Source organism: Bradyrhizobium sp. AZCC 2230 (assembly GCF_036924495.1).
In the GTDB taxonomy this organism is placed as follows: Bacteria; Pseudomonadota; Alphaproteobacteria; order Rhizobiales; family Xanthobacteraceae; genus Bradyrhizobium; species Bradyrhizobium rifense.
The window spans coordinates 3,194,645-3,205,477 of the sequence record NZ_JAZHRS010000001.1 but is presented as its reverse complement, the minus strand read 5'-3'; the positions used below and the strand labels follow the sequence as shown (position 1 = coordinate 3,205,477).

Sequence of the window (10,833 nt, the reverse complement as noted above, 5' to 3'; positions counted from 1 at the left end):
AATGGCCCCTTGCACGGCTCTAGCGGTCGCGCGTTGCACGAGACGGCTGTTGCAAATTTGTGACGGTTCAAGCCAAATCGGAACTCGCTATGCAGGCCTGACGTGAAGTTGAGCAAAGTCGCGCCATCGCTCGTATGCAATTCGCCGCGACCACGATGGCCGCCTTCGACGGTCGCGCTTGGGTTGTCCCGTCGACGCAAAAGCCAAACAGAATCAAGCGGGAATGTTCGGCAAGGCGTTGTCGATGGCCGCTGATGGTGCGGCACCAAAGCCCTCAAAATTCCGCAGCGAAACGCGGAGCGCTGCCGAAACAAGCGGCATGCCTTGAAAAAAGTTGAGGCTTCTCACCTCGGGACTTCGGCGCAAGTGTCGCACTCAAGGGACGTTCATTTTTACGTGTCCAAGCTTGGGGGTATTCAGGATGTCGTTTCGTTTCAGGGCAATTGCAGCCGCGGCGCTGTCACTTGCTACGCTTGCCACCAGTGGTCTGGCGCAGGCTGCGGATCTGCCGGTCAAGGCCGCCAAGAAGGCACCTGACCTTCCGTTCTTCCTGGTGATCGACGACCGCGTGTCGTTCTCCTACATCTTCACGGCGGCCCAGCCTGGAGCGTGGTCGCTCAAGCCGGACGGCACGGTGAACGCCAAGACTGCAAAGCAGGTCTACTCGTTCACCCACTTCGATGCGTGGGCCTACGGTACAAACTTCTTCACTATTTCGCTGTTCAAATCCGACCAGAACGATCCCGCTGGACCGTGTACTTCAACGGGAGTGATCCAAGACCCCTTGAATGGCTTTGCTACGGTATCGGCAAAGTGTGCGGGCGCGAGCGAAATCTATGGACTGTTCCGGTCGACCCTTGGCTGGAATCAGCTCTTTGACACCAAGGCCTTTAGTGTGGGCCCGCTGCACAACATCTCTTTCGAAGCGGGTATGGATGCCAATACCGAGAACCGATATTTCGGTGCGGCTAAGCGCGATGTGGTCGCCGGTTTGGAATTTGCCTTCGACCTGCCCTACAAGGGATATTTCAACGTCTCGCCGCTGGTCTACTGGGAGTTCTACAACCACAATTCCTTCAGCCAGTGCGGCGCCGGATGGGATCCGAACAATCCAGGCGTGACCTGTCTCGCGAACGGAAACACGAGCTACAAGCCGACGTGGGCAATCGAAACCAACTACTACATGGACTTGGGCTTCCTGCCAGAGAACATGCAATATTTCTCGATCAGCGGTCGCATGGCATGGTATGGCCGCAAGGGGACGGACACCGAGGGATTGCCGTACAATCCGGCTAACAACGTTTACAACACCAAGGTGGAATTCAACTCCGAGCCGATCCGTTTGACCATGGATGCTTCCAAGGCGATCTGGGGTCCGAAGTATTCTCACTTCGTCGACGTGTGGGTGGCTTACCGTTACTGGCAGAACAAGTTCGGTCTCGATCACAACGCCCCGTCGATCGCGTGTTCCGCCACTGTAGGCGGTGTGACCCGGCCGAGCGGAGCCTGCACGGAGTCCTCGCTTTACTCTGGCATCACCGTGAAGTTCTGATCGACTGAGGTCTCCAAGCTACAACGATGGCGCCGCGCATGTCCCGCGCGGCGCCATCGGCGTTTGTGAATCGGAAGCGTAGGTGCCGTAGGGTGGGCAAAGCGGAGCGTGCCCACCATTCCATCGTGCACGACACCGGCAATGGTGGGCACGGCGCCGACGCGCCTTTGCCCACCGATTCCGAGTTTGTGGCGGCGCCTACTTCGTCCACACGCCGTCGTGCAGCGCTGCGGCTTCATCTTCGAGCAATGGCCCCACCACCTCCGTCGGCCGCTGGCCGCTTGCAAACACCTCGCGGCAGGGCAGGTCGAGCGTCGGGTTCTCCGGATGGTTGCCTGTGATGCCGCGCAGGCGGTGCTCGCTGAGGCCGTAGACCACGCGGCCAATGCCGGTCCAGTAGATCGCACCGGCGCACATCGCGCAGGGTTCGGCGGAGGAATAGAGCGTCGCGGTCGCCAGCACCTCGCGGCTGAGCGTGCGGCATGCTTCCGTGGCGGCGAGGCGCTCGGCATGCGCGGTGCCGTCGTGATCCGGCATGTAGCCGTTCTCGGTCTCGATCAGCACGCGGCCGTCGGCATCGACGACGATGCAGCCGAAGGGATGGTTGCCATGGGTAAGCGAACGGCGCGCGACCGCGAAAGACAGGCGCAAAAAGTACTCGTCGCGCTCGCCTTCCATCGCGCCTCCGCGGTCAGTGTCCCGCCATGTGCCGGCCCACCTCGGTGAGATCGGCTTCGCTAGTCCGTGCTTCATACACGAATTCGCCGTGGAACATCACCACCAGCCGATCGGAAAGTTCGAGCAATTCGTCGAGATCCTCGCTGACCAGCAAGACGGCCGCGCCGCGGTTGCGCGCGGCCATGATCTCGGCGTGGATCTGGGCTACCGCGGCGAAATCGAGACCGAAGCAGGGGTTGGCCGCGATCAGCACCTCGACCTCGCTGCCGAGTTCGCGGGCGAGCACGGCGCGTTGGACGTTACCGCCCGAGAGCGCCGAGATCGGCGTATCCGGCGTGCGCGTCTTGATTTTGTACTGCCCGATCTTCTTCTTTGCGTCGTCGCGGAAGGCGCCTCGGTTGAGCCACCAGCCGCCGCTGGCGAAGGGGGCGCGGTCGAACTCGCGGAAGGCGATGTTGTCGGCAACGCTCATGCCGCCGACGCAGGCGTTCTTCAGCGGCTCCTCGGGCAGGAGCGACATCTTGTGGCGCCGCATCTCTTCGCGGCTGGCGTGATAGGGATCGCCTGCGACGCGGATTTCGCCATCCTCCGCTTCGCGCTGGCCGGCCAGGACTTCGACCAGCTGGCGCTGGCCGTTGCCGGAGACGCCTGCGATGCCGACGATCTCGCCGGCACGCACGGTGAGGGAGACGTCATGCACGGCGATGGCGCCGGCATCGTCGAGCGCACGGACCTTTGCCAGCTCCAACCGCGCCTGTCCGGCCTCGCCGGTGCGCGGCGGCTGCACGGTCAACTCCTCGGCGCCGATCATGGTGCGTGCCATCGCGTCCGGCGTCAGCTCGGCGACCTTGCCGGCACCGGCGAGCTTGCCGCGGCGCAGGATCGTCACCTCGTCGGCGAAGGCCATGACCTCGCGGAACTTGTGTGTGATCATCAGGATGGTCAGCTCGCCCTTGACGACCATGTCGCGGAGCATGCCGAGCACCTCGTCGGCTTCGGCCGGCGTCAGCACCGAGGTCGGCTCATCCAGGATCAGGAAGCGGCGCTTCAGATAGAGCTGCTTCAGGATCTCGCATTTCTGCCGCTCGCCGGCCGAGATGTCGGAGACTTTTGCGGAGAGCGGCACCTTGAAGGGCATCCGCGCCAGGAAGGTCTCTAGCTCCTTCATCTCCCTCGGCCAGTTCACCACGGCCGGCACGTCATCGCGTGCCAGCACGAGGTTTTCGGCAACCGTCATGGCCGGCACCAGCGTAAAATGCTGGTAGACCATGCCGAGGCCGAGCGCATGCGCGTCCTTCGGATTGGCGATCGCCTGCTCGCGGCCGCCGACGAGGATGTCGCCTTCGGTCGCGTGGTAGTAGCCCATGATGCATTTGACGAGGGTCGATTTGCCGGCGCCGTTCTCGCCGAGCAACGCATGGAACGAGCCGGGCCGCACCTTGAGCTCGACATTGTCGAGCGCCAGGAAATCGCCGAAGCGCATGGTCATGGCGATGGCATCGACGCCGAAGGCGCCCGACGGCGCAGGCGGTTCGCCGATGATCACGAAATCGCTCCGATGAAGGCATCCGACGTCGAGACGGCGCCGAACACGCCACCCTGCATCTTGATCATCTTCAGCGCATGGTCGTGGTTGCTCTTGTCGGTCGCGCCACAGCAATCGTGCAGCAGCACGCATTCGAAGCCGCGGTCGTTGGCCTCGCGCATGGTGGTATGGACGCAAACGTCGGTGGTGATGCCCGTGAGAACGATGTTCTCGATGCCGCGCACGCGCAGGATCAATTCGAGATCGGTAGCGCAGAACGAGCCCTTGCCGGGCTTGTCGATGATAGGCTCGCCCGGCAGAGGGCTAAGCTCCTCGATGATGTCCCAGCCGGGCTCGCCGCGCACCAGGATGCGACCGCACGGGCCGGGATCGCCGATGCCGGCGCCGATCTGGCGCGAGCGCCAGCGCTTGTTGGCCGGAAGATCGGAAAGATCGGGGCGGTGGCCTTCGCGGGTATGGATGATGTGAAAGCCTTGGCTCCGCATGGCGGCGAGCAGTCTCTTGATCGGCTCGATCGGCGCCCGTGTCAGCGACAGATCATAGCCCATCTTGTCGACATAGCCGCCGATGCCACAGAAATCGGTCTGCATGTCGATGATGATGAGCGCGGTATTTTGAGGACGGAGATCGCCATTGTAGGGCCAGGCGTAGGGCTCGGATTTGATAGTGCGCTCGGACATGATTTCGCTCTCTAACGGGTGATCGACAATTCGGCCGGGGCTCCGGTCAGCGTGCGTTTCGGCGAGCAGGTGATGATCATGATCGCCAGCGTCAGGATGTAGGGCGCGGCGTTGAAGAGGTGATAGCCGGAGGTGACGCCGACCGATTGCAGTGCCGGTCCGAGCGCTGCGGCGCCGCCGAAGGCGAGCGAGGCCCACAGGCAGAGCAGAGGATCCCAGCGCGCAAAGATCACGAGCGCCACCGCCGTGATGCCTTGGCCGGAGGAGAGGCCCTCGTTCCAACTGCCGGGATAGAAGAGCGACAGGAACGAGCCACCGATGCCGGCAAGGAAGCCGCCAACCATGGTCGCACGCAGGCGGATCAGAAGCACGGAGTGGCCCATCGCGCGCGCAGCGTCTGAGCTCTCGCCGGCGGTGCGGATGAGCAAGCCCCAGCGCGTGGTGCGGAAGGCCCAATAGAGGATTGGCGCAAGCGCGACGCCGATCAGGAAGAGGACGTTGACGCGCAGCGCCGCGCGGAGCTGCGGGATATCGCTCCACCAGCCGAAATCGATCGCGGGCAGGCGCGGCGCAGTCGGTTCGATCAGTGGCTTGCCGAGATAGAAGGCGAGGCCGGTGCCGAACAGCATCAGGGCGATGCCGACGGCGACGTCGTTGACGCGCGGCAGCGAGCAGATACCGGCATGCAGCGCGCCGAGAAGCGCGCCGGTGATGCCTGCGGCGAGCACGCCTAACCACGGCGATCCCGTGAGATAGGAGATGCCATAGGCGCTCATCGCGCCCATCACCAGCGTGCCTTCGAGGCCGAGATTGATGCGGCCCGACCGCTCGGTGATGCATTCGCCCAGGCTCACGAACAGGAAGGGCGTGGAGACGCGAATGGCGCCGCCGAGCACGGCGAGCGGGACAGTCCAGAGTCCGATCGATCCGTCTGCCATCAGGACTTGCCTTTCAGGAAGCCGATGCGGCCGTAGAGCGCATCGCTGGCGAGCACGAAGACGAAGATGATGCCCTGCAGCACCAGCACTGATGCGTCAGGCAGGCCGAGGCGGCGTTGCAGCAGGCCGCCGCTGGCGCTGATGCCGCCGAGCAGGATCGCGACAGGAATGATCGCAAGCGGATTTTGCCGCGCCAGGAAGGCGACCAGAATGCCGGTGAAGCCATAGCCGGCAGCGAGATTGGCGTTGGTGCGGCCTTGCACGGCAGCAACCTCGACCATGCCGGCAAGACCCGCGGCGCCGCCGGCGAGGAAGCAGATCGTCAGGATGAGCTTGCTGACACCGAGGCCAACGATCTTGGCGGCGCGAATGTTGCCGCCGGCAACCCGCGCGGCGAAGCCGAACACGGTGTGATAGATCAGGATGTAGGCGGCGATCGCGGCGATCAGGCCGAAGACGAGGCCCCAATGCACGTCGGTGCCGGGAATGGAGCCGATCATGTTGGCGGCGCCGATCTCGCGGGTCGAAGGCTTGTTGAGGCTCGCGGGGTCCCGCATCATGCCTTCGACGAGGTGATTGAGGATTGCGAGCGCGATGTAGACGAGCAGCAGGCTCGATATCGTCTCGTTGACGCCGCGATACTGCCGCAATGCGCCTGCCAGCATGATCCACAAGCCGCCGCCGATGACGCCGGCGACGACCATGGCGATCTGTACGACGAGCGGCGGCATGCCCTGAAGCAACAGTGCGGCGCTCGTCGCCGACAGCGCGCCGATCAGCAATGCGCCTTCGCCGCCGATGATGACCATGCCGAGTTGCGCCGGCAGTGCCGTACAGAGCGCGGTGAGGATGAGGGGTGCGGCACGCGTCAGCGTATTCTGCCAGGAGAACCAGGTGCCGAAGGCGCCGTAGTACATGTAGAAATAGAGGTCGAGCGGGTTCTTGCCGAACAGCATGACGAAGATGCCGAACACCACGAGCGCGCCGGCGAGCGCCGCGCCCGGGATCAGGACGTATTCGATCGTGCCGCCGTGGCGTTGGAGAAAGCCGGGGTCGGCGGCCGGGGCAACCGCCCCGACCACCTCGGCAGAATCCGCTGCTTCCGATGTCACGAAGTCGCTCCGATCACGCCCTCCACGAGATAGTCCATCTTCTCGAGTTCGGGATCCTTCTGGCCGCGGTCAGTGCCGGCCGCGATGACAGTCTTGCCCTTGTTGTCGACCAGGCCGCCCTTGAAGATGGCAAATCCGTCCGAGGACAGGAATTTGGCCTTGGCCTCGTCTGCCGCCTTGCGCGCTTCGGCCGAGACGGATTCGCCATAGGCCGAGACCTTGACGATCTCTTCCTTCAGGCCGCCGCGGTAGAAATTCGGGATGCCTTCGCCGGCGGCGATCATGTTGACGAACTTCGGATAGAGCGCTTCCCAGTTCCACTCGGCGCCGGTGAGGTACGCCTTGGGCGCCAGTGCGGACTGGTTGGTGTGATAACCGCAGACGAAGGCCCCGCGCCGCGCGGCGTTCTCGACCATGGTCTTGGGGCCATCGACGTGACAGGTGAGCACGTCCACGCCCTGGTCGATCAGGCTGTTGGTGGCTTCTGCCTCCTTGACCGGCATCGACCAGTCACCGGTGAAGATTACTTGCGTGGTGGCCTTCGGATTGACGGACTTGGCGCCCAGTGCAAAGGCGTTGATGTTGCGCAGCACCTGAGGGATCGGCTTGGCTGCGACGAAGCCGAGCTTGCCGCTCTTCGACGTCAGGCCGGCGACGATGCCCGAGATGTACTGCGCTTCGTCGATATAGCCGAAATAGCTGCCGGCGTTCTTCGGATCCTTGTCGCTCCAGAGGCCGCCGCAGTGCTCGAAGCGCAGCTTCGGGTACTTGGTGGCCATCTTGATCATGTGCGGATTGTAGTAACCGAACGAGGTCGGGAAGAGCAGCGTGGCACCGTCGAGATTGATCATGGACTCGATCGTCTTCTCGACCGCGTCGGTCTCCGGCACCTTCTCTTCCTCGACGACCTTCAGTCCGGGAATCTTCTTCAGCGCCGCCGCGCCCTGCGCGTGTGCCTGGTTGTAGCCGTAGTCATCGCGCGAGCCGACATAGATGAAGCCGATGGTCGTGTCGGCCGCGAAGGCCGGGCGGGCGCCGGCCGCCGCGCCGAGGGTGAGGGCGGCACCGCCCTGCAACAAATGACGTCGTGAAATCCTGCCAAAATCCATTGCTTGCTCCCCTTGGCGGCTGGACCGCCCTAATCTCTCGCGGCTGCGCCGGTCTGGCGGAGCCGGGATAGGATGTCGCAAGCTTCGTGCCAGAGGCTGTCGAACGGGCATTTCGTAATAAACTGTTGAAAAATATAAAGTATATCCACCGTTGGAATCTTGATTAGGAAATCGGCAGATTAAATTGTGAGCAGTATTGTCAGATTGTATGCAAGGTAGTTAAGCAGTCTTAACCCGCTTTCACGTGTGCATGATGGGACTGCGGTGGTCGGCCGACCACCCGCATTCATGCTAACCACGCGCTGAGTTGAAGCGGCGCCGGCCGCCTGAATTCGCTGGCACCGAAGCTGGCACCGAACTTGTATCGATTGGGATTGCGACCGCCCGCGCGGTCTCCGTGATGGAAAGCTTGACCGAGATGGTTGCCGTGACTGCCGCTCAACATGCATCGCTCGGCGAGGAGATCGTGCGTCGGATTAACGAGCTCGCGGCGATCTCGGAAGCGGACGGCAAGCTCACCCGTATCTATCTCACCAAGGAACTGCGCACCGCCTCGGACCTCATCCTGGGCTGGATGCGCGAGGCCGGCATGAGCGCGCATCTCGATGCGATCGGCAATGTCTGCGGCCGCTATGAAGGCGACCGGCCGGGGGCCCCCTGCCTGATGCTCGGCTCGCATTACGACACGGTGCGTGACGCCGGCAAATGGGATGGGCCGCTCGGTGTGATCACGGCGATCGCCTGCATCGCCGAGCTCAACCGCCGCGGCAAGCGCCTGCCGTTTGCGATCGAGGTGGTCGGCTTTGCCGACGAGGAGGGCGTGCGCTTCGCCTCGACCCTGCTTGGCAGCCGCGCCCTCGCCGGCACTTTCGACGAGAGCGTCCTGAACACACGCGACCGCGATGGCGTGTCGATGCGTGACGCGCTCGTCAAGTTTGGCCTCGACCCCGATCATATCGGCGCGGCCGCGCGCGCCCGGCGCGAGCTGCTGGCCTATCTTGAATTGCACATCGAGCAGGGACCGGTGCTGGAAGCGCAGGGTCTTCCCGTCGGCGTCGTCACCGCGATTGCGGGCGCGACGCGGCTGGCGGCGCGGCTCACCGGCATGGCTGGTCACGCCGGCACCGTGCCGATGGCGCTGCGCCGTGACGCGCTCAGTGGTGCTGCCGAATGCATTGGCGCGATCGAGCAGTTTTGCCGGACCGACGAGGGCGGCCTGGTTGGCACCGTCGGCTATATCCAGGCGAGGCCCGGCGCGACCAATGTCATTCCGGGCGAAGTATCCTTCACCATCGACATGCGCGCGCCGACCGATATGCATCGCAAGCGCGCGGTCGCCGACGTCGTCAGGCAGATCGAGGCGATCGCAAAGCGCCGGCAACTGGCGCTTCAGCTCGACGTCACCCATGAGAACCGCACCGCACCTTGCGCGCCCTGGCTGAAGGACCAGATCGCGCACGCAATCGCCGCGGAAGGCTTTTCCGTCTTCGAGCTGCCGAGCGGAGCGGGGCACGACGGCATGGCGATGATCGATATCGCTGATGTCGGCATGATTTTCGTCCGTTGCCGCGGCGGCATCAGCCATCATCCGGACGAGCATGTCGAGCTGGCGGACGCCGATGCCGGCGCGCGGGTGCTGCTGCGGGTCATCGAGAATTTCAGGCCGCGGGAGGGCTAAGCCCCGCAAGTCACCGGGTAGAGATACGAATCAGGCAGGGCTAAAATAGCGACGGCCCGGCACCGGGATCACCAGACATCAGCCGACACACAGATGAACAGCGACATTTCCTTTCCATCCCATCGAGAGAACCGGTTTTACCAGGGCAGGGCCGCGACCTTTGTCGCGAATGCGCTTCAGGCGGTCAATTTTCTCGGTGACCGTTTCCTGAGACAGTCGCATCATTCCTTGTCGGCTATCGAGGACCTTTACCGCCACTCGATGGACAGCGCCTTTTCGGTGACAGAGGCGTTCCTCGTCACGGGCGCACCGCACGCCTCCGCCTATTACCCGCGCGACTTCGCCTGGTTCTATCCCGACGTTCTCGACCCCGAGACCATCATGGATGCGCAGGACGCGGTGCGGCGGGCGCGCCTGCTCGAAAAGAGCGTGCGCCTGTTGCTGGAAGCGGTTCGCGCCGACGTGATTACGACGACCATCGTTCCCGCGGGACGCGGCCGGTATCTCGGCGTGAACTATTTCTCGCGTCCTTCGGATACGCTGCTCGGCATTCTCGCCGGCCTCCAGCAGATGCTCTCCGCCGAGGAGCGGGCGTCGTCCTATCTGGCGATGTCGCAATGCGCGCATGCCGGTCGTCTGTTGCTGGCCGAATATGGCGGCGATCTGAAGCGCGCGATCCTGAAGCTCGCAAGCGAGCTCGAGCCGTTCGAGGCTGACGGCGCCAGATATTTGCTGTGCGATGCCAGTGGGCCCCGCTCTGCGGCAACGGACACCCGCGCCGAGCGCCGGCGTTTTGTCACCAATGCCTGCGTCTACACGACCTTCGTGTGGGGCGTGCAGCTCGGTGTGGTCGACGAAAACGAGCTGAAGCGGCGGCTCGGGCGCGGCCTCGGGCAGTACAAGCAGGACCTGCTTCGTCTGTTCGGCAAGGACGGCTATATCAGGCATTCGCTGGATGGACCGGCCGGCACGTCGGCGTCCCTGGTCGCGCTGGATTTCGTCAGCGTGCATCGCGGCTTCTGGGACATGAGCGATGCGAGCGAGCGCGCCTTGTTTGCGGCCACGACGGATTTGGTTATCGCCGAGCCGCGCTTCCGCATCCCCAGCACATTCCACTTCCTGGTGTCCGCTGATAATCCGCGGAACAAGATGATCCACAAGATCGCGGCTCCGGCCTATCAGGGACGTTCCTCCTGGCCGACGTTCAACGTCGAATTTGCCGATCGCATGCTGGACTTTGACGAGTCCTCGGGGAGCAACACCTATCGCGCCTGCGCGCAAGGGATATTGAAAGACATCCGCACCGCGACCGAGGTCCACGGCGGTTATCAGGAACTGATCTCGGAGCAGGGGTTGAAGTATCGCACCTGGGCCTATAAAGGCGCGGTGGCGCACTCTTGGTTCCCGCGCTTCCTCTCCGTCTGGAGCAGGGCATACGGAACGCCCTTGCTCCACTGGAACGACTGAGCGGCGATCTTCCCGCGGCCGGCCGCGTTGGAACGTCAAGGGCCAAATCCGCAGTAAGTCATTGACGGCAATC

Annotated in this window: 9 protein-coding genes; 3 read left to right on the top strand and 6 right to left on the bottom strand. The window is 63.5% G+C overall.

The window, feature by feature from the left end:
- Window positions 1-421 precede the first annotated feature (421 nt).
- The gene (locus V1280_RS15495; protein WP_334525413.1) at window positions 422-1,552 is read left to right on the top strand and encodes a hypothetical protein; all 1,131 of its coding nucleotides are present in this window, start codon (window positions 422-424) and stop codon (window positions 1,550-1,552) included.
- Between the two features lie 198 nt (window positions 1,553-1,750).
- Here V1280_RS15495 and V1280_RS15490 read toward each other — a convergent pair whose 3' ends face one another.
- From V1280_RS15490 to V1280_RS15465, 6 genes are read right to left on the bottom strand one after another with little or no spacing between them, the layout of a single operon-like run.
- The gene (locus V1280_RS15490; RefSeq protein ID WP_334525410.1) at window positions 1,751-2,230 is read right to left on the bottom strand and encodes a nucleoside deaminase; all 480 of its coding nucleotides are present in this window, start codon (window positions 2,228-2,230) and stop codon (window positions 1,751-1,753) included.
- 13 nt (window positions 2,231-2,243) lie between these two features.
- Window positions 2,244-3,776 carry an ABC transporter ATP-binding protein gene (locus tag V1280_RS15485; protein WP_334525407.1) on the bottom strand — a complete coding sequence of 511 codons (1,533 nt, stop codon included), beginning with the start codon at window positions 3,774-3,776 and terminating at the stop codon, window positions 2,244-2,246.
- On the bottom strand, window positions 3,773-4,456 hold the full coding sequence (biuH, locus tag V1280_RS15480; protein WP_334525404.1) for a biuret amidohydrolase: 684 nt from the start codon (window positions 4,454-4,456) through the stop codon (window positions 3,773-3,775). The genes V1280_RS15485 and biuH overlap by 4 nt, the downstream gene beginning before the upstream one ends.
- A gap of 11 nt (window positions 4,457-4,467) precedes the next feature.
- On the bottom strand, window positions 4,468-5,394 hold the full coding sequence (locus V1280_RS15475) for an ABC transporter permease (RefSeq protein ID WP_188096507.1): 927 nt from the start codon (window positions 5,392-5,394) through the stop codon (window positions 4,468-4,470).
- The gene (locus tag V1280_RS15470; protein WP_334525393.1) at window positions 5,394-6,506 is read right to left on the bottom strand and encodes an ABC transporter permease; all 1,113 of its coding nucleotides are present in this window, start codon (window positions 6,504-6,506) and stop codon (window positions 5,394-5,396) included. Before V1280_RS15470 ends, V1280_RS15475 begins: the two co-directional genes overlap by 1 nt.
- On the bottom strand, window positions 6,503-7,615 hold the full coding sequence (locus V1280_RS15465; protein WP_334525390.1) for a BMP family ABC transporter substrate-binding protein: 1,113 nt from the start codon (window positions 7,613-7,615) through the stop codon (window positions 6,503-6,505). The genes V1280_RS15470 and V1280_RS15465 overlap by 4 nt, the downstream gene beginning before the upstream one ends.
- Window positions 7,616-8,033: 418 nt before the next feature.
- On the opposite strand from V1280_RS15465, the gene V1280_RS15460 reads away from it, so the two are divergent.
- A complete protein-coding gene (locus V1280_RS15460) occupies window positions 8,034-9,293 on the top strand; it encodes an allantoate amidohydrolase (protein WP_334538313.1) in 1,260 nt (419 codons plus the stop codon).
- Between the two features lie 93 nt (window positions 9,294-9,386).
- Window positions 9,387-10,760 (top strand): hypothetical protein, encoded by a 1,374-nt coding sequence (locus V1280_RS15455; protein WP_334525387.1) that lies wholly within the window; start codon window positions 9,387-9,389, stop codon window positions 10,758-10,760.
- Window positions 10,761-10,833 lie beyond the last annotated feature (73 nt).

Coding starts and splice junctions, on each gene's coding strand:
- V1280_RS15495 (WP_334525413.1), top strand. CDS start 422: ATGTCGTTTCGTTTCAGGGCAATTGCAGCCGCGGCGCTGTCACTTGCT.
- V1280_RS15490 (WP_334525410.1), bottom strand. CDS start 2,230: ATGGAAGGCGAGCGCGACGAGTACTTTTTGCGCCTGTCTTTCGCGGTC.
- biuH (WP_334525404.1), bottom strand. CDS start 4,456: ATGTCCGAGCGCACTATCAAATCCGAGCCCTACGCCTGGCCCTACAAT.
- V1280_RS15475 (WP_188096507.1), bottom strand. CDS start 5,394: ATGGCAGACGGATCGATCGGACTCTGGACTGTCCCGCTCGCCGTGCTC.
- V1280_RS15465 (WP_334525390.1), bottom strand. CDS start 7,615: ATGGATTTTGGCAGGATTTCACGACGTCATTTGTTGCAGGGCGGTGCC.
- V1280_RS15460 (WP_334538313.1), top strand. CDS start 8,034: ATGGTTGCCGTGACTGCCGCTCAACATGCATCGCTCGGCGAGGAGATC.
- V1280_RS15455 (WP_334525387.1), top strand. CDS start 9,387: ATGAACAGCGACATTTCCTTTCCATCCCATCGAGAGAACCGGTTTTAC.